Source organism: Pseudomonas sp. KH_027 (genome assembly GCF_057838565.1).
On record NZ_CM174470.1, the window covers coordinates 2,176,103 to 2,196,682 of the forward strand.

The window sequence follows — 20,580 nt, forward strand, 5'->3', positions numbered from 1 at the left end:
CCTGGAACATTGAGGAACGATCACCCATGAAAACAATAAAACTCTTGCTGCAATCCGGTGCTCTGGCGCTGTCTCTGCTGGCCTCCAGCGTGATGGCTGCCGTATCGGCTGATGAAGCTGCCAAACTGGGATCCACGCTGACCCCGCTCGGGGCCGAGAAGGCCGGCAATGCAGATGGCTCTATCCCCGAGTGGACGGGCGGTTTACCGCAGAACGCCGGTGCCGTCGATGCCAAAGGATTCCTGGCCGATCCGTTCGCCGACGAGCAGCCACTGTTCACCATCACTGCGCAGAATCTCGATCAGTACAAGGACAAGTTGACCCCGGGGCAGATTGCGCTGCTCAAGCGCTACCCGAGCAGCTACAAAATCCCGGTTTACAAGACCCATCGCTCCGCCAGCGTGCCGCAAAGCGTGCTGGCTGAAGTCAAGTCCAACGTGGTCAACACCAGGCTGGTCGAAGGTGGCAACGGTCTGGAGAACTTCCATAACTCCTATGCCTTTCCAATTCCACAGAATGGTTTGGAAGTGATCTGGAACCACATCACCCGTTACCGTGGCGGCTCTGTCAGGCGCCTATTGGCCCAGGCCATGCCGCAGGTAAATGGCACCTACAACCTGGTGACCATGCAGGACAACTTCGCCTGGCCCATCAGTCTCGCCAAAAAAGATCCGAGCAAGACAAGTAACGTGCTGTTCTACTTTAAGCAGCGGGTGACTGGGCCTGCTCGGCTGGCCGGTGATGTGCTGCTGGTGCACGAAACCGTCAATCAGGTGAAGGAGCCGCGCCTGGCCTGGCTGTACAACGCCGGTCAGCGTCGCGTGCGCCGTGCCCCGCAGGCGGCCTATGATGGTCCGGGTACTGCCGCCGACGGCCTGGGCGTTACCGACAACCTAGATCTGTACAACGGCGCGCCAGACCGCTACGAGTGGAAGCTGAACGGCAAGAAGGAAATCTACATTCCTTACAACACCTACAAGCTCGATTCGCCGCAGCTGAAGTACGCCGACATCATCAGAGCGGGTCACATCAACCAGGATCTGACCCGTTACGAGCTGCATCGGGTCTGGCATGTGACTGCGACCTTGAAACCCGGTGCGCGTCACATCTACGCCAAGCGTGATTACTTCATCGACGAGGACACCTGGCAGATCGCCGAAGCTGACCACTATGACGGTCGTGGCGACCTGTGGCGCGTCGGAGAGGGTCACTCCCAGTTCTACTATCACAAGCAAGTGCCCTGGTACACGATGGAAGCCCTGTACGAGCTGACGTCCGGTCGTTACCTGGCTGTCGGTATGAAGAACGAGGAGAAACAGTCTTACGATTTCGGCGGGGCGACGATGGCGGGCGACTATACCCCAGCGGCTCTACGCCAAACCGGCGTACGCTGAGTTTGTAGATCAGTTCGGTAGCGGCTGAACAAGTCCGCCGCCGCACCGGCCCGCCTGACCTTGTCTTCCGGGGGCCATCCGGCCCCCGCTGTTTTTTCGGAAGTCTCGATGAATATCCTGATCGTTCACGCTCACCCCGAGCCGCAGTCCTTCTGCACGGCGATGAAAGACCTGGCCGTCTCCACCCTGCAGGGTGCCGGCCACCCGGTGCAGGTCTCTGACCTCTATGCGATGAACTGGAGCCCGGTGGCCTCGGCCGCCGATTTCCAGCAACGCAGCAACCCCGACTATCTGGTCTACGCCCTGGAACAGCGCCACGCTCACAGCCAGGGCTCCCTGGCGGCGGACATTGCCACCGAGCTGGATAAGCTGTTGTGGGCGGACCTGCTGATCCTCAATTTCCCGCTGTTCTGGTGCTCGGTACCGGCCATCCTCAAGGGCTGGATCGATCGGGTGCTGGTCTCCGGCGCGTGCTACGGCGGGCTGCGTTTCTACGACCGCGGCGGCCTGGCTGGCAAGCGTGCGCTGCTCAGCTTCACGCTCGGCGGGCAGAGCCATATGTTCGCCGACGAGGAAGCGGTGCACGGCGACTGGGAGCCCATGCTGCGCCCGCTGCAGCGCGGCACCCTGGCCTATGTCGGCATGCAGGTGCTGCCGCCTTTCGCGGCCTACCACGTGCCCTACATCAGCCAGGAGGCGCGCGAGGAGATCCTGAGTCGCTATGGCGACTACTTGCTGCAACTGGCGTTCGCCGAGCCGCTGCGTTTCCCCTCGCTGGCCGACTTCGACCGCCAGTTCAATCCGCTCGGTGCGGCGGAGGTACCGGCATGAAGACCTGGATCTGCGGCCTGATCTATGACGAGGCCAAGGGCTGGCCGGACGACGGCATTCCCACCGATTCGCCTTAGGCCGAGGGCCGGACGACTGGCTGTGTCCCGACTGCGGCGTGAGCAAGGCCGACTCCGGCATGCAGGAACTCTGACTGACGGAAGGCATGGATGCCTGCGAAGCGGATGCGTATAGATTTCATGCTTTCTGAGTCAACTGCTGCGAGACGCCACCGAGCCGCTTTGCTCCGTATCACGCTAATCGTTAGATATCTATCGGTCGGGGGTTGCCAGCTTTGGCTGAGGAGAAATATGATGACCATCATGAAGACGTCAGAGCGAACCACACGCAGCCGCAAAGAAATCACGCACGAGCGCATCGTGGAGGTTGCCGCGCGCGCCATTCGGCGCAGCGGATACGGTGGTACCGGCGTTGCCGACATCATGAAAGAGGCCGGTCTGACGCATGGTGGCTTCTACGCCCACTTCACCTCGCGCGAGGCTCTGCTCGCCGAGGCTGCTGACCGTGCCGGCGCCGAGGCTGTCGCAGCGGCGGCGCACATCGCCGATGCGGCACCACCGGAGCAGGCTCTGTCGGCTCTGGTGCGTAGCTACCTCTCGAAGGAGCACTTGGCGGGTGTCGAGATGGGCTGTCCGATTGCTGCCCTCGGTTCGGAGATGCCTCGCCAGGCGCCAGAAGTGCGGCGCGTGGCCACGCGCCGTATCAAGGAGATGATCGATGTCGTTGCACGTCAGCTGCCTGACTGGGGACAGTCAGGCGCACACGAGCATGCACTCGTAACTGTGGCCACGATGGTCGGCACACTGCTGCTGGCGCGTGCGGTCGATGACCCAAAACTCTCCGATGCATTGCTTGAAGCGACGCTGAAGCACCTCGCACCAGGCGCAGACTAATTCGATCTGTGCTCCACGACGGCCTTTTTTATGGGTGAGGATATGACGCGCGTCATATCTGCAGGCTCGCGGTGACCAAGCCCGTCCCCACTGGGAGGCATTTCCATGAGGTTCGAGAGGAAGGACATGATGAAAAGCAAGATAGCGCTCGTTACGGGCGCCTCGTCAGGCATTGGCGAAGCCACGGCAAAGCGACTCGCGGGGGCTGGCTATATGGTCTACGGCACTAGCAGGCGGGGAGCTCAAGCGGGTCAGCGACCATTCGAGATGCTCCCGCTCGACGTGACCAGCGATGAGTCTGTCGAAGCCGCCGTCAGAGAGGTGATACGCCAGGAGGGGAGGATCGACCTACTGGTGAACAACGCCGGCTTTGGTGTCGCCCCGGCTGGGGCGGAAGAGAGTTCGATTGAGCAGGCCCGAGCGATCTTCGACACCAACTTCTTCGGCATTGTCCGTATGACCCGCGCCGTCGTGCCCTACATGCGACAGCAGGGGAGTGGCCACATCATCAACATCGGCTCCGTGCTTGGTTTTCTGCCGATGCCGTACATGGCGCTTTATGCGGCCACCAAACATGCGGTCGAGGGTTACTCGGAATCGCTCGATCATGAGCTGCGCACATTCGGCATCCGGGTTTCGGTCATCGAGCCCGCGAGCACGAACACCCAGTTCGACGCGAACCTGTTGGAGCCCGACGCCAAGCTCGATGAGTACCGCGAGATCCGTGCGGTTATGGGCAAAAAGATGCAGAAGCTCGTCGAGGCTGGAGACCCGCCTGGCGTTGTGGCCGACACCGTGCTGCAGGCCGCCCTCGCGGCCCGCCCGAAACTCCGCTATGCCGCCGGACGACGTGCGAGCTTCGTGCAATTTTTACGCAGATTCGCACCCGCTGGCGTGATGGATAGCGGGATTCGCAAGGATTTGGGACTAGACGCCTGAACAGCGTCCCTACCTCGGCCCTTCGGCTTGGCAACACAGTCAAATTAGGAGAGAACGATGACCTTCAAAGCACTGCTCGCAACCCAGACCGACGGCAAGATCTCGACCAATGTGGTCGACATGCATGAGCAAGATCTCATGCCTGGAGATGTCACCGTCAAAGTCGATTATTCAACTGTGAACTACAAAGACGCGTTGGCCCTTTCTGGGTACGCCGACGTCATCAAGCAGTTCCCACTGATTCCCGGCATCGACTTTGCCGGCACCGTTGAGGCTTCCTCTTATCCAGGCATCGAGGTTGGCGACCGTGTGGTTGCCAACAGCTGGGGATTGAGCCAGACCCATCACGGCGGCTTCGCACAGAAGGCGCGGGTGAAGGGCGAGTGGCTGGTCAAGATTCCGGAGGTCTTTTCCACCCAGGATGCGATGGCAATTGGCACGGCCGGCTACACGGCGATGCTGTCCGTCCTGGCCCTGGAGCATGGCGGCCTCACACCACAGCGTGGCGACATCCTCGTCACGGGTGCTAACGGCGGCGTCGGCTCAATCGCCATTGCGATCTTGTCGAGTCTCGGTTATCGCGTCATCGCCTCGACTGGTCGTCTCGGCGAGGGTGAGTATCTGCGCAGTCTCGGTGCGGCGGAGATCATCGACCGCCGGACACTGGCGGAGCAGGGCGCCCCGATCTCGCGCGAAAGATGGGCGGGTGCGGTGGATTCGGTCGGCAGTCATACGCTGGCGAATGTACTGGCGCAGACCCAGTATCGCGGCGTGGTCACCGCCTGCGGCTTGGCCCAGGGAGCGGATCTTCCTGGTTCGGTTCTGCCCTTCATCCTGCGTAACGTGACCCTGGCTGGCATTGACTCGGTTAACGCCCCACAAGAAGCCCGCATCCAGGCCTGGTCGCGCCTGGCGCGTGATCTGGACTTGAGCAAGCTCGCACGCACGACTCAGGTGGTTGGCTTGGCCGAGGTGCCCGCGGTCGTGGGTCGGATGTTCGCCGGGAAAGTCCAGGGTCGCACCGTGGTTGACGTCAACGCGTGACGATGTTGTGCCCGCTTTGCTCGGCGACAGGCAGGAAGTCGCCGGGCCTGATCCATCTCCAACCCGTCACAGAACCTTAGGCCGCAATGATGAAACTGAATTTCCGAACTCTCGCGATTCTGTCCGCGCTGCTTTTCTTCGCTTTGGCGTTCACCTGGATGTTTGCGCCCGATCTCGTGCTGTCCAGTTGGGGCGTAGAACTCTCCTACCCTGTCGGACTGGTAGGTCGACGTGCTGCTGCTTTGTATGCAGGGTTCGGGGTCATGTTCTTCTTGGCAAGGAACGCGGAGCCATCAGCCGCCCGCTCAGCACTGATCAGAGGGGTTCAGCTGACCGGTTTGATACTTGCGGCACTTGGTGCTTTTGAGTTTGTCACGGGGCATGCAGAGCGTGGAATCCTGGTTGCTGTGCTAATCGAAATCGCATTGGTTCTGGCGTTCTCGTGCGTCGGCTGTGCCAGAAAAACCAACCATTGAAAAGCGGTATGCATGTCAGCAGCCGAGTCAAACAGCAGGTGCGGAACTGCTTGCGTACAGTCGGGCAGCTGTCAGTGAGAGCTGCTCATTCAAAAAAGAAACCAGGTAAAACATGATGAAGGCATTTGTTATCAAGCGTTATGGAAAAAAGGTGGCATTGCAGCCTGCCGAAATGCCAGAGCCGAAACTGGGAGAGCATGACGTATTAGTCAAGATTCACGCCGCGAGCGTGAACCCGCTGGACGCCAAGATTAGAGACGGAGACTTCAAACTCATACTGCCTTATCGCTTACCGCTCATCCTGGGCAACGATCTGGCTGGGGTCGTGGTTCGGGTTGGTTCGGCAGTACGGCGCTTCAAGCAAGGTGATGAAGTCTATGCGCGGCCGGATGATGATCGAATCGGGACTTTTGCAGAACTCATTGCAATCAAAGAAGACTCCCTGGCGATTAAGCCGAAAAAACTTTCCATGGAAGAAGCAGCGTCCATACCCCTGGTCGGGTTGACCGCCTGGCAGGCGCTGGTCGAAAGAGCCAACCTGGAGAAAGGGCAAAAAGTCCTCATTCACGCAGGCTCCGGCGGTGTAGGAACATTTGCCATTCAGCTGGCAAAGCACCTGGGTGCAATCGTTGCCACGACAACCAGCACGGCGAATGTCGAGCTGGTGAAAAGTCTCGGCGCGGATATTGTCATCGACTACAAGAAGGATGACTTTGAGAAAACCCTGCGTGATTACGATGTGGTCCTGAATAGTTTGGGCTCCGATACGCTGGAAAAATCCCTAAGCGTGCTGAAGCCGGGTGGCAAGCTCATCTCGATTTCCGGTCCGCCTGACCTCGATTTTGCAAGAAGCGCTGGTTTATCTGGGTTCCTGAAGCTGGTCATGCGTCTTTTGAGCTTTGGGATCAGGAAAAAAGCCAAACGCCATCAGGTGAGTTACTCCTTCCTGTTCATGCGAGCAAGTGGAGAACAATTGCGCAGAATTGCTGCACTCATCGATTACGGGGTCATACGTCCGGTTGTGGACAAGGTCTTCCCATTCGAGTCGACCAACGAGGCATTGACCTACGTCGATGCAGGTCGTGCCAAAGGCAAAGTTGTCGTCAAGGTTAAATGAAAAATAATCTTGCTCGGTATTGAGTGAACACTCGCTCGCTGTGTGAGGCTGCTGCGCGTAGTTCGGCAGCCTATAGCCCCAAACCTGGAGACTATTGCAATGCGTAATCTTCACCGAATTGGTTATCTCGGGCTCGCTCTGATTGCAGCCCTCCTGTCATCAGCCGCCTATGCGGACGATGCCTCGCCTGTTGGCCTGTGGAAAAACATTGACGACGTCAGCGGCAAGCCAAGGGCGCTGATCCGCATCACCGAGTTGGATGGTACCCTCCAGGGCCGCATCGAAAGAGTGTTTCCCGCCCCCAATGAAGACCCGAATCCGAAGTGTGAAAAGTGCGAGGGGAACAACAAGAATGCGCCGGTAATCGGCTTGGTCATCCTGACTGGTCTGGTAAAGGACGGTGACGAGTACGCTGACGGTCACATCCTCGATCCAGACAACGGAAATGTATACAGCAGTAACGTCCGTGTGATCGACGGTGGTAAGAAACTCAGCGTACGCGGCTATATCGGCATGCCAATGCTGGGTCGCTCGCAGACTTGGGTACGTCAAGAATAAGGCCATGACTCCAGGCACTTATCGGCCTGATGGAGAAGTTGTACTCGGCCAGGTGACAGGGCTGCTACCTGGTGCTTTCTCGGTTGTACCTGAGAGTTAAGCAGGGCGCTGACAGAGGCCTGCCAAGCTGGTATCAGTCTCATGCACCTAGCTGAGCTCCGACGTGTTCGAGAAGTAACTTACGGGTGGTTTTCAGCAAGCGGTCAGACAGTTGTGGGTCGCTGGTGCTGCGTGATAGCAAAAGCGCGCCAACCATGCTGGAAAGTAGCAGCACGCTCTGCTCTGCGGCATCCTCACTGTCGAGCTTTGACTCAATCATGTCCAGGCGATCCAGGATGAACCGGTCGGTGGTCGCGCTGGGGTGACCACGTTGTCCCAGTTCGGCGGAGATCGTTGGCAGTGGGCAACCAGCTCCAGGGTTGGCGCGGTGTGCGCTGGATAGGTAGTGCGCGATGAGTTCGACGCTGGTCACATCTTCTTGCGCGCGGGCCTGCCGCTGTTCCACCGCCCTCTGAAGAGCTGTTTCGACTAGCTCATTTTTGGATTTGAAATGTGCGTAAAAGCCACCTGGGGTGAGCCCCAAAGTTTTCATCAATGGTTGTAGCCCCGTCGCATCGATGCCATCTCGGCGGAACAGTCGCGCGGCTGTATCAATGATGCGTTGACGGGTCTGGGCTTTGTGTTCCGGTGAGTAGCGCATGGTTGGCATTTCCCCTCCCTCAGAAGTCATAGAAAGATGTGACATTCATGCTCGAGTAGAGAATGTCCAAGTCTCGCGAGTGATGGCTGCGAGGGTTACTGCGAGGGCCGCAGAGGTACCCTCTGCGACCAAGCAGAGCCGCCAGGATCCTGACCCCATTTCCGGATTCTTTGCGGGCACTCGCACAGAAATGAAGGCCTTGTAACCAGATGCCAGGCGTTCAATTTCAGCATCCCATTCATACTTGGACGGAAGCCCCTGATACCGCAAAGAAAGCAAGCGTTTTGCATCCTCTAGCTTCTGGGTTGGCTTTAGCGAGAGGGACTGAATACCCAGCAATCGCATCACTTTACCGTCGAGCAGATCGGAGCCAGCCTTGCTCTCGGGATAGCCGAATTCCTTGATTAGGTCGCCCATGGACCAGCGGGTGTCGGCATTCGGCGAGCAGCGTGCATTGATGGCCTCCCGAATCGCCAACTCTCGGCCCTCTGACTGTTTGTCCCAATACCATCCCTCGCCATTCTGCTGCTCAGGCCCATCAGTCATAGAAGAATTGGTAGATAGTTTGGGGGCCGCGGCGACGATGAATACAGGCATAAAGGCACCAACGATGAATCCAGCTACGACGAGAGTCAGCATTGCCTGACTCACCTCGATGCTGTTCACCGAAGATAGAAATTGACGTAGCCCCTCGTAATCGTGAATGGCCCAAACCACCAATCCATAGAGGGGGGGCATTGGAGCTAGCCTCATACCCCGCAGTATCACCTGGCGAACAGATTGACCGATGAAAGGTCGATCCATATCGCCCTTATTCCGAGCTTGGCGACTTTTGGCTTCTGCACGGCCCAGTTCCGTTTTCAATTCACGCATTGCACTGCTCCTTACTACTCGGCTACGGCATCACTGTGCCCTTGCCACCATCGTTGCGCCTTACGACTTGGTACCAGTGCCTCCTGCGCTAGCACCTGCTGTCGCCAACATTCGGGCTCCAGACCCGCGTTGATGGCAGCCGTGATCAAGCACTAAAACTGCAGGCGGCCCATTCCCTAAACAACGTGAACCTATGGCCTGCCTCTCCTATGGCGGGGCTCGCCGTGAAGCTCGAAGGCGTCTCGAAGCCCTGTGGGAAAACGTGTCAGTTGCATTCGATGCCGAAGCTAAAATACTATACAAAATGTATAGCGAAATAAAGCCCTTCGGAGCGGGTAAGCAGGCGTACCCAGTCGCTATCGCCCAAGCACATTACAAAAACAAAAGGAGTGGCCTTAATGACAAGAAAAAGACCCTGCTGGCACTTAACGAAACTGCCGCAGGCCATCTGCTTAGCATCCACGCTTTCCGGCCCGGCATTTGGCGTGACTTTCAATCTCGGCGAGGTCGAAGGCAAGTTCGACTCCTCGCTATCCGTGGGGGCCAGTTGGTCGGCACGCGGTGCCGATCCCGACTTGGTCGGTGCCCGCAATGGCGGTCAAGCCTCTTCGCAGACCAACGATGACGGGCGTCTGAACTTCAAGAAGGGCGAAACCTTCTCGAAGATCTTCAAGGGCATTCACGACCTTGAGCTGAAGTATGGCGACACCGGTGTGTTCGTTCGTGGCAAGTATTGGTACGACTTCGAGTTGAAGGACGAGCACCGTCTGCTCTATGACATCGACGATCACAACCGCAAGGAGGCGGCCCAGGCTTCCGGCGCGCAGATCCTCGATGCTTTTATCTACCACAACTACACCGTCGCCGATCAGCCAGGCTCGGGGCGCCTCGGTAAGCAAGTGGTGAGCTGGGGCGAGAGCACCTTTCTGCTGAACGGTATCAACGCAATCAACCCGATTGACGTTGCAGCTTTCCGCCGCCCCGGTGCCGAGATCAAGGAAGGCCTGATCCCGGTCAATATGTTCTACCTGTCCCAGGGGTTGACCGACTCGCTGTCCGCCGAAGCCTTCTACCAGTTGGAGTGGGATCAGACCGTACTGGACAACTGCGGCACCTTCTTCACGGGAACCGATGTGGCTGCCGATGGTTGTGACCAGCGCCTGGCGTTTGCCGGCTCCGACTTCAATCCAGATCCGGCTGCCGGCTATCGCTATGTAGGGCGCATCGGTGATCGCGATGCGCGGGATGGTGGGCAGTATGGTGTCGCGCTGCGCTGGTTCGCCGAGCAGCTGAACAATACCGAGTTCGGCCTGTATGCCCTGAATTACCACAGCCGTACGCCGATCGTCAGCACCGTGGTTGGGAGCGCCCCCTTCGCCGCCGACCCGGTAACCGGCGAGGCCTCTGCCAAGTACTTTGCCGAATATCCCGAGGATATTCGGCTGTACGGCCTCAGTTTCTCCACCACCGCGGGCTCAACAGCCATTTCTGGCGAGATCAGCCATCGGCCCAATATGCCACTGCAGTTGAACTCGACCGACCTGGTCTTGGGGGCGGTGGCTCCTTTGGGCTTCCTGGGTAATCCCGTGTTTACCAGTGGGCATGCCACCACCGCCGCTGGCGACGAGATCCGAGGCTATGTCCGCAAACCATTTACCCAAGCCCAGGTCACCGTCACCCAGTTCATCGATCAAGTCATGGGCGCCGATCGCCTGACCTTGGTGGGCGAGGTCGGTTACAGCCACATCGGTGACATCAATCAAAACGAGCTGCGCTTTGGTCGCGATGCGGTGTTCGGTAGTGGCGAGGTCCCCGGTGGCTTCTGCGTGGCCTTGAACGCTGACAATCCTGATGAGTGCAACGACAAGGGCTTCTTTACCACGACGTCCTGGGGGTACAGCGGTCGGGCCATTCTCGACTACAACGGCGTGTTTGCCGGGGTGAACCTGAAGCCGAACCTCTCCTGGTCGCATGACGTGGATGGCTACGGCCCGACATTCACCGAGGGCAACAAGGCCATCAGCCTGGGGCTGGATGCCGAGTACTTGAACACCTACACCGCCAGCCTTTCCTACACCGACTTTTTCGGTGGCGAGTACAACACCAGCGTTGACCGCGACTTCGTGGCACTCAGCGTTGGCGTGATTTTTTAAGCGTTTGGAACATTGAGGAACGATCACCCATGAAAACAATAAAACTCTTGCTGCAATCCGGTGCCATGGCGCTGTCTCTGCTGGCCTCCAGCGTGATGGCCGCCGTATCGGCTGATGAAGCTGCCAAGCTGGGTTCCACACTGACCCCGGTCGGGGCTGAGAAGGCCGGCAATGCAGATGGTTCCATTCCCGCGTGGACTGGCGGCTTACCGCAGAACGCCGGTGCCGTCGATGCCAAAGGATTCCTGGCCGATCCGTTCGCCGACGAGCAGCCGCTGTTCACCATCACTGCGCAGAACCTCGATCAGTACAAGGACAAGCTGACCCCAGGGCAGATTGCGCTGCTCAAGCGCTACCCGAGCAGCTACAAAATTCCAGTATTTCCCACTCATCGATCAGTCGCGTTCCCGGACTCTATCTATGGTGCGGCGAAGAAAAACGCAGTGAGCACAACGTTGGTTGAGGGCGGTAACGGTTTGGAGCGCTTTGAGAAGTCCATTCCCTTCCCGATTCCCAAGAGTGGCTTAGAAACGATCTGGAACCACATTACCCATTACCGAGGGGGAAGCGTTGCTCGCTCGATTACACAGGCTATGCCGCAAGCGAACGGGGCATACAACCTAGTCTACTTTCAGGACGAAACAACTTTTCATTATGCGCTCACGGATTTTGACGCCAGCGAGCCTAACAACGTGCTGCTTTACTTCAAGCAGCGAGTGGTCGCACCAGCGCGCCTGAGTGGCGACGTACTGCTGGTGCATGAGACACTCAACCAAGTGAAAGAGCCACGTATGGCGTGGCTGTACAACGCTGGCCAGAGGCGCGTGCGGCGAGCGCCGCAAGTGTCATACGATGGCCCAGCGCCAGCCAGCGATGGTCTGCGTACGGCGGACAACGTAGATATATACAACGGCGCGCCAGACCGTTACGAGTGGACGTTGAATGGGAAGAAGGAAATCTACATCCCTTACAACAGCTACCGCCTTGACTCTCCTAAACTAAAGTACGATGAGATCCTCAAGGTCGGGCATATCAATCAGGATTTTACTCGTTACGAGCTGCACCGTGTATGGCATGTGACAGCCACTCTGAAAGCAGGTGAGCGGCATATCTATGCCAAGCGCGAGTTTTATATAGACGAGGATAGTTGGGCGATAGCCGAAGCTGATCACTACGACAGCCGTGGCAGTCTATGGCGCGTAGCCGAGGCGCATGCCCAGTACTACTATGACAAGCAGGTACCATGGTACAATGTTGAAACCCAGTATGATCTGATCTCGGGGCGCTATCTGGCCCTTGGAATGAAAAACGAGGCTGATCACTCCTTGAATTTCGACTTCACGGCAACACAGAGCAATTTCACTCCAACAGCGTTGCGCCAAGCAGGCGTCCGATAAGTACATCTGCGTAACGTTTAAACTGACCTTAAGGCCGAGCCGTTTAGTGAGTTTGTTGAAAGCAGCTTGAGAGCGATCTGCTATGGGGGAATCGAAAAGCCCTCGGGAAAATTCCCGAGGGCGAATACATCGGCGTGTACTCCATCTCGCCTAGCGTACTGGCGTCGATTCATCTGCTTGATCTTCAGCGTTGATCTATATCCATTGCTAAGTCTCAGCAATTTCCTTTCCGGTTCATGCTGCTTGTGCCGATCTCGGTCAGCCAGCAGTCGCTAAGAATCCTGGCTCACGTACTGGCTGCACCGCTCGGAGTGATGTGATAGAGAAACCAGGTTACCCTTGCGCCAGATCGTCATCATAAGTGCATTGATCATAAGTTGTGTTGTCATGTTACTGTTCATCGACCAGCCACGGTGCGAGAACAAGTCCCCAATAACCACTAAATACAGCAATTCATCGGCCGTCCAGGCATTGATGAAGGCGTGTTAGTGCACTTGCAGAATTGACCCGTCTGAACCGGTGATTTTCAGCGAATTCTGTCCCGCGTGATTGAATGCCTTTCCCAATCTTTAAGCAGGGGATACGGCGGGAATACGTCGGGCATCTTGGCCAAGATCAGGCGGACGTATTTCCACGAGAAGGTTTCGTTGCACGAGATTGCGCGATGAACGGGCCCGCCCCGGAATACGGTACGCACGTGGTTGCGACAGGCTGACGCTACCGATCCAAAGTATCCGAAGCGCACCGCCTTCCAGTGCCATCGAGGACTACACCGCGCAGCTTGCGGACTGGCTCCGGGCAGACAGTCACTGTCGAAGTGTGACCGGTACACAACGCGCTTCATGTTCGAGGAAATCCAAGAGCAGACTGCGCTGCAGCTACGGCTGTGTCAGCGCATTTTTGCGGCGCTGGCACGAAGAGCAGGCCGGGATGCCGACATCACTCAGGTCGACAAATTGCTGTATGGGAAGAAAGCGCGGTGTGTGCCGATGCCGGCTATTGTGGGTCGAGACGTGCGCCGAGAATGTAGGCCGCGAGGTCATCTGCTAGGTCGCGGCGCGTAGGAGCACCTTTAAAAAGCATGGCAAGCGAAGTGCACTGTACAAAGCGATCCGCAAGATCGAGACGACCAAGACGCAGGTGTGAGCGAAGGCCGAGTTACCGTCCCGGGTGATCAAGCGCCAGTTCGGATACACCAAGGTGCGCTTCCGTGGCGTGACCAAGAATACGGCGTGGATGGCTCGCCAACATTTATTGGCTACCGTAGGAGCGGTGTGTTTGTAGGGGAATGGCTGCTGGGAGGTGCTCGCAGCAGCCGAGTAGCATGAAATAAGCGCCGGTTTTGATCGTATTTTGACCTGTTCTCGTTCTCGAAATCGCAGATGCAAAATGGTCAGGAAATATGGGGCTGCTTCAGGCCATCCTTAAGTAGTGGGGGCTAGCGTTGATGTTTTTTGCTGGGCTGTAAGTATTCCGTTAACCCTTGAAACCACATCACCTCAACAAAATCACCACTGATGGCCAGATCCTCTTTTTGCAAGCCTGTCAGAAAGGCCTCTTTACTGTCTTTTGCGGACAGAATAGCGAAACCCTCAGAAGCATCTCTAAAAGTCATGGTGAATTTTGGTATTTTAGTTAATTCGGAGGAGGAGGTTATCCTGCCATTTTTGATGGTGAAAGAGCGGCCAACTCCGCTTCGTGTCTGAATTTGAAATACCAGATTCTTGTCTTTTACATACTTGGCACAGGCAGAGTTGTTCTTTATTGCCCTTTGCAATAGCTTTGTGAGGATCCACAGCAATAACTTAAATTTTAGCATGGCCAGCTACCTTGTTATTCATTATGTACAAGAGTGTATAGTTTATAGTCTCAGCTTCGCATATCTCTGCGACGTAAGAGTTCTTCATGACCTAAAAAGTTGCGCGCAGCCTTTCTAGGGTGTGCTATTTTTCGGTCGCGAATTTGATAGGCATAGCTTAGATTGCTGATCATTCGCGTACTTATGCTGGCTTCATACTTGCTCAAGTAATGGGCTCGCCAATATAGCCTGTCGGCTGGCTCGCCCAGACGAGCAGTTTCTTTTCTACAGCCAGGCCGCGCTCGATAACTTGTCGGGGCGTCGTTCTCCGCAGCTTATTACTCGTCAAGGAACTGAATGGCGTGCTTTAAGAAGCGCTCAGGGCACTGGAATTGAGCGCCGTGGCCGGCATCCGGATATAAAAACAGCTGGGCGTTCGGGATGTTCTGGGCCATGTACCAAGAATTGATTGTAGGGACCATGACGTCATTCATGCCGTTAAGGATAAACGTCGGTTGCTTTATTTCGCGCAAATGAGCGAAAGGGTCTTTGGGATCCGGCTTTGGCAAGTAGTACATGTTTGCCTCGATCTGGGCCTGTATCACTTCGGGGGAGCTTGGTGGATCTTGGTCCACGCGCTGGTGACGGCGCTCCCAGAAGTCGTGTCCGGCTTTTATTGCAGCTTCAGATCGACCGAAGAATAGGAACAAGAAGTCTTCCAGAGTCGGAACCGGGCGCGGCGCCGCTTCTAGCACGCCAGGATCTGAGTCCGAATTCCCGCCGCGCGGTCCAGTGCCGAGTAACATGAGCTTACGCACAAGGTCGGGATGGCGTCGCGTGAGGTCTTGGGCCTGAAAACCACCGAGCGAAAAACCCAATACATCGACTTTGGACAGACCCAGTGCTCGAATAACCGCAGCGGCGTCGTCGGCCATATGTTCAATTCGGTTGCGTGGTTTACCGGAAGAAGACGCAATCCCGCGACCATTGTAGAGAATGACCTCACGCCCTGCGGCCAGGCCATCGGTCATGAGCGGATCCCAATGATCCATTCCGCCGCGGAAATGTTGAAGGAAGAACAATGGCGGCTGGTCAGTTGTACTGTTGCCCCAGCGGCGATAAGCGAATTTATCGCCATCGACTTCCACGAAGCGGGTTGGAGCGGTGAGATGAGTATCGGTCATGCTGGGTTCTCCAAGTAGCTGTTCAAATACCACTTATATGATGTCTGAAATATATAGCTATTAAGACTAAAACCGGGCTGGCTACGCAGTGGCAATCATTTTCATTAGAGTCAAAACGAGTGACTTTTTACGAGAGCTAGGCTTATGCCCTTAGGCGCCGCGTACGGAATGTGCCCCAGCCACTCTTCAACACCGATTTCAAAAAAGCCCACAGCCCGCTTTCGTTAGGGCGCGGATCTCCGCCATTAGCGATTCGCTTGAGCTGCAGCGTGTACCAGAAGATTTCCATGACGCCCATACGGTCAATCTGCTTGATGCCTGTGGTGATCGGGCGCACGCGCTGCGAGCTGTCCCGCCCTTGCAGCAAGGATGCCGGGGCGTCCGGGTCAAGGGCCAATAGGCGCGCTAGGCCAATGACATCGAGCGCCCCGGAACGCAGCGCGGTGTCCATGCCAGCGGCACTGCGGAAACCACCAGTGACCATCAAGGGCACCTTCACCGAGCCGCGTATCTTTTCCGCAAACTCGAGGAAATAAGCCTCACGCGCAACGGTGGATGCTTTTTTCGGTTCCTGGAGCGTGCCACTCATGGCCGGGGCTTCGTAAGTACCCCCTGAGATCTCGATCAGATCGACGCCTGCTTTGGCGAGCGCATGGATCGTTGTCGTGGACTCGTCTTCGGTGAAGCCGCCACGCTGGAAGTCCGACGAATTGAGCTTGATACCGACGGGGAAGTCGTGACCGACCTGCCGCCGGATTTCGGCGTAAACGGCTAGCACGAAACGACGACGCTTTTCCGGGCTGCCACCCCATTCGTCAGTGCGCTTGTTGTGGTGCGGCGACAGGAATTGGTTGATCAAATATCCATGCGCACCGTGGATCTGCACGCCGCTGAAACCGGCTTTCTTGCAGATGGCGGCGCTGCGGCCGAAGCGCTGGATAATGTCCTTGATCTCGGCAGTAGTGGCTTCGCGCGGAGTTTCGAAGAGCGCCGCCATGTCCTCGCGAAATGGAACAGCCGATGGGGCAAGATTGCTGACATTCAGACCTTTGGTTGCCTGCTTGCCGGGATGGTTCAGCTGAGCCCAGATGGCTGCGCCCTGGGAAGTGGCCGCACGCGCCCATTGCTGCAAAACAGGCAAGTCCGCTTCATCCTCGATCACCACGTTACCCGGTTCGCCCAGGGCGCGTCGGTCGATCATCACGTTGCCCGTGATGATCAAGCCGAGGCCCGCTGCGGCCCAGCGTCGGTACAGCTCGACCAGCTTCAGTGTCGGGCGATTGTGGTAGGTACCCAACGCTTCGCTCATGGCTGCCTTGGCAAGACGATTGCGCAGCACACTGCCGTTTGGGAGTTGCAAAGACTGGGTCAGCAGGGTTTTTTCAGGCGAGAAGGAATTAGGCATGATGGATTCTCGGAAATTTCGGGGCGAATGTTCATCTGCGCGGCAGGGTCGCAAGGCACTATATATTCAATGTGCTTTAAATGCTATACAAAATATATAGTGCGATGGCGACAGCAGCTGGCAGTGGGAGAGGACGCAGGGGCGTGGCATGCCGATCTGGATCGACGGATTCGTGTGATTCAGTGGAGTCTTGTCCGTTCCGGTTGCGAGACGTTCATGCCAGCGTAATTGGACTTCCAGGCATAGTGCGTCGGATCAGAAATGTACTGGCTATGTCGATTCGCCACCGTTTCTATTCTCAAACGGGCGGCGTCGTCTTCGCAGGAATGTACGACATCGCGTGCTCGGTCAGCGCGGTAATGGTCAGGCTAGGGTTCACGCCCAGGTTGGCGCTGAGCATCGAGCTGTCGCAGACCAGCAGGTTTTTATAACCGTAGACACGGTTTTGCGCATCCATCACACCGCGCTCCGGCGAGTCCGCCATCGCGCAACCTCCCATGCAGTGTCCGGTGCCAGGCATGTTGAACAAGATATCGCTCTGAAGGCTGATGGGAGTTCCACCTAGTGCCTTAGCCCCCTTCTCCACAAAAGCAATCCCCTCCGGGATGATGGTAGGAATGGCAATCGGGCCGGCCTCCGAGCACAGCTGCATTGCGAACGGCCAATACCAGCGGCGCTTGAAGCGCATGTTGAGTGAGGCATCCATCGTCTGCATCACCAGCAATAAGATGGTCTGACGCGCAAAACCGATAGGGTTGTGCACGCGTACCGCATTCAGCGGATTTTTCAGTAGCGCCCATAGCCAGGTAAAAATCCGAGTCCACCCGGGGCGTCCGCCGCACAGCAAGGTCATCATCAGGCCTATCGCGTCAGAGCCTTCCGGGAAACGCCCTGCCTGGATGTGCGTGTGCTCGTCAACATAGACTCCTGAACCTACCGTCAGGCCGGGCGACATACTCTTGTCTGTTGCGGGAAAGCGAACGCCGAGAAGGGATTCGGCATTGGTGTATACGCGGTTGCCGAGATCGTCACTGAGGCGCGGCAACGACCCGTTCTTCTTCAGCCGGAACAACAATTCCGTCGTGCCCAACGACGACGCGGAAAAGACCACACCGCGGCAGCGGAAGCTGCGCCGTCGCTTATCGAAGTAGGAGGTCGAGCGCTCGGTGAAGACCTCGTAGCCATCACTACCGTCGTTTTTACCGTTAAGCGGCCGAACGTCCACCACCTTGGTCTCAGCAAAGACCTGGGCGCCCCGTTTTTCTGCGAAATAGAGATAGTTCTTGTCGAGCGTGTTCTTAGCATTGTGTTTGCAGCCGACCAAACAGCCACCGCACCCGACGCAAGTTCCGCGCTCCGGACCTTCGCCGCCGAAATAAGGATCAGGATGGGTCTGGCCGCTGGCCTCGCCGTCGGGGGCAAAGAAGGTTGCTACACGGGCGCGGTAGAACGTATCGCCCACGCCTTGTAAATCTGCCATTCTCTTGAGCCGCAAGTCGGCTTCACCGAGAATCTTGTTCTCGGTTACGCCTAGCATTTTTTCCGCTGTGGCGTAATGCTGCGGCATGATCTGCTTCCAGTCCTTCAGGCCGGCCCAGGGGCCCTCGTCCCACACCTTGTCGGGCGCCGGCAGTAGAACATTGCCGTAGGTGATGGAGCCTCCACCGACCGCGTTGCCGCACATGACAAGCACATGGCGGAACAAACGGATGTTGTAGAAACCGAACATTTTCAAGCCAGGTCGCCACACCCAGCGCCGCGCATCCCAGTTGGACGCGGGAAAATCCTCGGCCGTCCAGCGTCGGCCCAACTCCATCACGGCGACGGAGTAACCCTTTTCGGTCAGTCGGCACGCAGACACACTGCCTCCAAAGCCGGAGCCGACGACGATATAGTCGAAATCGTAGGGTAGATTCATCGCGGGCTCCTCAGTGAGCCGGTCAGCGTTGTTGTGTTTCCAGTCGTTGGCCTTCATCGCCTCAGCTCCTGACCGATCGCGCCATCTAGCTCTTTCAATTTCAACTTGCCCTGCGCATCTTTCTTCGGGATGTACGACATGGCGTGCTCGGTCAGCGCGGTAATGGTCAGGCTCGGATTCACGCCCAAGTTGGCGCTGAGCATCGAGCCGTCGCAGACCAGTAGGTTCTGATAGCCGAACACGCGGCTTTGCACGTCCATCACCCCGCGCGCGGGCGAGTCTGCCATCGCGCAGCCGCCCATGCAGTGCGCCGTGGTGGGAATGTTGAAGAGGATCTCGGTCAAAAAGGTCGTGGCTATGCCACCCAGTGCCTTGGCGCCCTTTTCGGCAAATGCGTTCGCCTCAGGGATGAAGGTGGGAATGGGGCCGCCCTCGCTGCCAAGTTGTTTTGCGAACGGCCAATACCAGCGGCGCTTGAGCCGCATGCTGAGTGAAGCGTCCGCCGTCTGCATCACCAGCAATAACATGGTCTGACGCGCAAAGCCGATAGGGTTATGTACGTGCAGTGCTTGCAGTGGATGCTTCAGCAGTGTCCACAGCCAGGTAAAAATCCGCGTCCACCCGGCACGCCCACCGCACAGTAAGGTCATCATTAGGCCTATCGCGTCCGAGCCCTCTGGGTAGCGGACGACCCCAATGTGCGTGCGTTCATCGAGATAGATGCTGCCGCCCCCCGCCAGGCCTGGTGACATACTCTTGTCTGTTGCAGGAAAGCGTATGCCAATAAGGGACTCTGCATTGGTGCGCACGCGTTTGCCAAGGTCGTCACTGATGTGTGGCAACGATCCGTTCTGCTTGAGCCGGAACAACAACTCCATCGTGCCCAACGACGACGCGGCGAAGATCACGCCGCGGCAGCGGAAACTGCGGCGCTGTTTGTCGAACCAGGAGGTTGAGCACTCGGTGAAGACTTCGTAACCATCGCTCCCATCCTCTTTACCGTTGAGTGGCCGTACATCCACCACCTTGGTTTCGGCAAAGACCTGGGCGCCACGTTTTTCCGCAAGGTAAAGGTAGTTCTTGTCGAGTGTGTTCTTGGCGTTGTGCTTGCAACCCATCATGCAGCCGCCGCACCCCGTACAGGTTCCTCGCTCCGGCCCCTCACCACCGAAGTAGGGGTCTGGATAGGTCTTGCCGCCTGCTTCGCCTGCGGGTGCGAAGAAGGTTCCTACACGGGGCGCATGGAAGGTGTCGCCTACGCCCTGCAGATCCGCCATTTGCTTAAGGCGCAGATCGGCTTCGCCCATTATCTTGCTTTCTGTCACACCCAGCATCTTCTCCGCCATGGCGTAGTGCTGGGGCATGATTCGTTTCCAGTCCGCCAAGCCTGCCCAAGAGCCTTCATCCCATACGCTATCGGACGGTGTTAGCAGGGCATTGGCGTAGGTGATGGATCCTCCGCCGACCGCATTGCCGCTTACGATCATTGCGTGGCGAAAAAGGCGCATGTTGTAGAAACCGAACATTTTCAGGCTAGGTCGCCACATCCAGCGGCGAGTGTCCCAATTGGACTTGGGGAAATCCTCAGCCGTCCAGCGTCGGCCCATTTCCATCACGCCAACGGAATAGCCTTTTTCTGTCAGGCGGTAGGCAGACACGCTGCCGCCGAAACCTGAGCCGATGATGACGTAGTCGAAATCGTAGGGGGGGGTCATTGGGCAGTGCTCAGGCTGGTGCTGCGTACATGTGTGAAAAAACGGGCCATGTGGCGTCTCCTTATTATTGTTGGGGGGCTTCAGTCTCTGTTTGCGGGGCGGGTACTGCGTGGCTTTTTGCCTGGCAAAAAGCCACATGCGTATGCGTATGCGTATGCGTTTTGCTG

Annotated in this window: 17 protein-coding genes and 2 pseudogenes; 12 read left to right on the forward strand and 7 right to left on the reverse strand. The window is 57.3% G+C overall.

Annotation, left to right across the window (positions count from 1 at the left end):
- Positions 1 to 26: 26 nt before the first annotated feature.
- The 9 genes and pseudogenes from AC3IYG_RS10285 to AC3IYG_RS10325 all read left to right on the forward strand — a co-directional run bounded on the left by AC3IYG_RS10285 (position 27) and on the right by AC3IYG_RS10325 (position 7,270).
- Positions 27 to 1,394 (forward strand): DUF1329 domain-containing protein, encoded by a 1,368-nt coding sequence (locus tag AC3IYG_RS10285; RefSeq protein WP_489313641.1) that lies wholly within the window; start codon positions 27 to 29, stop codon positions 1,392 to 1,394.
- A gap of 108 nt (positions 1,395 to 1,502) precedes the next feature.
- On the forward strand, positions 1,503 to 2,225 hold the full coding sequence (locus AC3IYG_RS10290; protein WP_489313642.1) for an NAD(P)H-dependent oxidoreductase: 723 nt from the start codon (positions 1,503 to 1,505) through the stop codon (positions 2,223 to 2,225).
- A pseudogene (locus tag AC3IYG_RS10295) lies at positions 2,222 to 2,376 on the forward strand (rubredoxin). Before AC3IYG_RS10290 ends, AC3IYG_RS10295 begins: the two are co-directional and overlap by 4 nt.
- 157 nt (positions 2,377 to 2,533) lie before the next feature.
- Positions 2,534 to 3,136 carry a TetR/AcrR family transcriptional regulator gene (locus tag AC3IYG_RS10300; protein ID WP_489332182.1) on the forward strand — a complete coding sequence of 201 codons (603 nt, stop codon included), beginning with the start codon at positions 2,534 to 2,536 and terminating at the stop codon, positions 3,134 to 3,136.
- Positions 3,137 to 3,262: 126 nt separating this feature from the next.
- Positions 3,263 to 4,075, forward strand: coding sequence for an oxidoreductase (locus AC3IYG_RS10305; protein WP_489332184.1), 813 nt, complete (start codon positions 3,263 to 3,265; stop codon positions 4,073 to 4,075).
- Between the two features lie 57 nt (positions 4,076 to 4,132).
- A complete protein-coding gene (gene acuI / locus AC3IYG_RS10310; RefSeq protein WP_489313645.1) occupies positions 4,133 to 5,119 on the forward strand; it encodes an acrylyl-CoA reductase (NADPH) in 987 nt (328 codons plus the stop codon).
- A gap of 86 nt (positions 5,120 to 5,205) precedes the next feature.
- Positions 5,206 to 5,595, forward strand: coding sequence for a hypothetical protein (locus AC3IYG_RS10315; protein ID WP_489313646.1), 390 nt, complete (start codon positions 5,206 to 5,208; stop codon positions 5,593 to 5,595).
- Between the two features lie 115 nt (positions 5,596 to 5,710).
- Positions 5,711 to 6,712 carry an NADP-dependent oxidoreductase gene (locus AC3IYG_RS10320; RefSeq protein ID WP_489313886.1) on the forward strand — a complete coding sequence of 334 codons (1,002 nt, stop codon included), beginning with the start codon at positions 5,711 to 5,713 and terminating at the stop codon, positions 6,710 to 6,712.
- 99 nt (positions 6,713 to 6,811) lie between these two features.
- Complete coding sequence (locus AC3IYG_RS10325; protein ID WP_489313647.1) at positions 6,812 to 7,270, forward strand: DUF2147 domain-containing protein; 459 nt, start codon at positions 6,812 to 6,814, stop codon at positions 7,268 to 7,270.
- A 139-nt stretch (positions 7,271 to 7,409) separates the two neighbouring features.
- On the opposite strand, the gene AC3IYG_RS10330 is transcribed toward AC3IYG_RS10325, so the two are convergent.
- Positions 7,410 to 7,970: a TetR/AcrR family transcriptional regulator gene (locus AC3IYG_RS10330; protein WP_489313887.1), complete on the reverse strand. Its 561-nt coding sequence runs from the start codon at positions 7,968 to 7,970 to the stop codon at positions 7,410 to 7,412.
- Between the two features lie 45 nt (positions 7,971 to 8,015).
- Positions 8,016 to 8,843 carry a hypothetical protein gene (locus tag AC3IYG_RS10335; protein WP_489313648.1) on the reverse strand — a complete coding sequence of 276 codons (828 nt, stop codon included), beginning with the start codon at positions 8,841 to 8,843 and terminating at the stop codon, positions 8,016 to 8,018.
- 398 nt (positions 8,844 to 9,241) lie between these two features.
- Between AC3IYG_RS10335 and AC3IYG_RS10340 the strand changes: the two genes are divergently transcribed.
- The 3 genes and pseudogenes from AC3IYG_RS10340 to AC3IYG_RS10350 all read left to right on the forward strand — a co-directional run.
- The gene (locus tag AC3IYG_RS10340; protein WP_489313649.1) at positions 9,242 to 10,996 is read left to right on the forward strand and encodes a DUF1302 domain-containing protein; all 1,755 of its coding nucleotides are present in this window, start codon (positions 9,242 to 9,244) and stop codon (positions 10,994 to 10,996) included.
- Positions 10,997 to 11,025: 29 nt separating this feature from the next.
- On the forward strand, positions 11,026 to 12,393 hold the full coding sequence (locus tag AC3IYG_RS10345; protein ID WP_489313650.1) for a DUF1329 domain-containing protein: 1,368 nt from the start codon (positions 11,026 to 11,028) through the stop codon (positions 12,391 to 12,393).
- A 920-nt stretch (positions 12,394 to 13,313) separates the two neighbouring features.
- A pseudogene (locus AC3IYG_RS10350) lies at positions 13,314 to 13,677 on the forward strand (IS5/IS1182 family transposase); the annotation flags it as partial.
- Positions 13,678 to 13,831: 154 nt separating this feature from the next.
- Here the strand turns inward: AC3IYG_RS10350 and AC3IYG_RS10355 are convergent.
- The 5 genes from AC3IYG_RS10355 to AC3IYG_RS10375 all read right to left on the reverse strand — a co-directional run bounded on the left by AC3IYG_RS10355 (position 13,832) and on the right by AC3IYG_RS10375 (position 20,413).
- Positions 13,832 to 14,212, reverse strand: coding sequence for a helicase (locus tag AC3IYG_RS10355; RefSeq protein ID WP_489313651.1), 381 nt, complete (start codon positions 14,210 to 14,212; stop codon positions 13,832 to 13,834).
- Between the two features lie 317 nt (positions 14,213 to 14,529).
- Complete coding sequence (locus AC3IYG_RS10360) at positions 14,530 to 15,375, reverse strand: alpha/beta fold hydrolase (RefSeq protein ID WP_489313652.1); 846 nt, start codon at positions 15,373 to 15,375, stop codon at positions 14,530 to 14,532.
- Between the two features lie 142 nt (positions 15,376 to 15,517).
- Positions 15,518 to 16,780 (reverse strand): NADH:flavin oxidoreductase/NADH oxidase family protein, encoded by a 1,263-nt coding sequence (locus AC3IYG_RS10365; protein WP_489313653.1) that lies wholly within the window; start codon positions 16,778 to 16,780, stop codon positions 15,518 to 15,520.
- Positions 16,781 to 17,078: 298 nt separating this feature from the next.
- A complete protein-coding gene (locus AC3IYG_RS10370; protein ID WP_489313654.1) occupies positions 17,079 to 18,755 on the reverse strand; it encodes a GMC oxidoreductase in 1,677 nt (558 codons plus the stop codon).
- On the reverse strand, positions 18,752 to 20,413 hold the full coding sequence (locus tag AC3IYG_RS10375; protein WP_489313655.1) for a GMC oxidoreductase: 1,662 nt from the start codon (positions 20,411 to 20,413) through the stop codon (positions 18,752 to 18,754). The genes AC3IYG_RS10370 and AC3IYG_RS10375 overlap by 4 nt, the downstream gene beginning before the upstream one ends.
- Positions 20,414 to 20,580: the final 167 nt, after the last annotated feature.

Excerpts from the sequence above, each read along its gene's own strand:
- AC3IYG_RS10285 (WP_489313641.1), top strand. The coding sequence starts at position 27 with ATGAAAACAATAAAACTCTTGCTGCAATCCGGTGCTCTGGCGCTGTCT.
- AC3IYG_RS10290 (WP_489313642.1), top strand. The coding sequence starts at position 1,503 with ATGAATATCCTGATCGTTCACGCTCACCCCGAGCCGCAGTCCTTCTGC.
- AC3IYG_RS10300 (WP_489332182.1), top strand. The coding sequence starts at position 2,534 with ATGATGACCATCATGAAGACGTCAGAGCGAACCACACGCAGCCGCAAA.
- AC3IYG_RS10305 (WP_489332184.1), top strand. The coding sequence starts at position 3,263 with ATGATGAAAAGCAAGATAGCGCTCGTTACGGGCGCCTCGTCAGGCATT.
- acuI (WP_489313645.1), top strand. The coding sequence starts at position 4,133 with ATGACCTTCAAAGCACTGCTCGCAACCCAGACCGACGGCAAGATCTCG.
- AC3IYG_RS10315 (WP_489313646.1), top strand. The coding sequence starts at position 5,206 with ATGATGAAACTGAATTTCCGAACTCTCGCGATTCTGTCCGCGCTGCTT.
- AC3IYG_RS10320 (WP_489313886.1), top strand. The coding sequence starts at position 5,711 with ATGAAGGCATTTGTTATCAAGCGTTATGGAAAAAAGGTGGCATTGCAG.
- AC3IYG_RS10325 (WP_489313647.1), top strand. The coding sequence starts at position 6,812 with ATGCGTAATCTTCACCGAATTGGTTATCTCGGGCTCGCTCTGATTGCA.
- AC3IYG_RS10330 (WP_489313887.1), bottom strand. The coding sequence starts at position 7,970 with ATGCGCTACTCACCGGAACACAAAGCCCAGACCCGTCAACGCATCATT.
- AC3IYG_RS10335 (WP_489313648.1), bottom strand. The coding sequence starts at position 8,843 with ATGCGTGAATTGAAAACGGAACTGGGCCGTGCAGAAGCCAAAAGTCGC.
- AC3IYG_RS10340 (WP_489313649.1), top strand. The coding sequence starts at position 9,242 with ATGACAAGAAAAAGACCCTGCTGGCACTTAACGAAACTGCCGCAGGCC.
- AC3IYG_RS10345 (WP_489313650.1), top strand. The coding sequence starts at position 11,026 with ATGAAAACAATAAAACTCTTGCTGCAATCCGGTGCCATGGCGCTGTCT.
- AC3IYG_RS10355 (WP_489313651.1), bottom strand. The coding sequence starts at position 14,212 with ATGCTAAAATTTAAGTTATTGCTGTGGATCCTCACAAAGCTATTGCAA.
- AC3IYG_RS10360 (WP_489313652.1), bottom strand. The coding sequence starts at position 15,375 with ATGACCGATACTCATCTCACCGCTCCAACCCGCTTCGTGGAAGTCGAT.
- AC3IYG_RS10365 (WP_489313653.1), bottom strand. The coding sequence starts at position 16,780 with ATGCCTAATTCCTTCTCGCCTGAAAAAACCCTGCTGACCCAGTCTTTG.
- AC3IYG_RS10370 (WP_489313654.1), bottom strand. The coding sequence starts at position 18,755 with ATGAAGGCCAACGACTGGAAACACAACAACGCTGACCGGCTCACTGAG.
- AC3IYG_RS10375 (WP_489313655.1), bottom strand. The coding sequence starts at position 20,413 with ATGACCCCCCCCTACGATTTCGACTACGTCATCATCGGCTCAGGTTTC.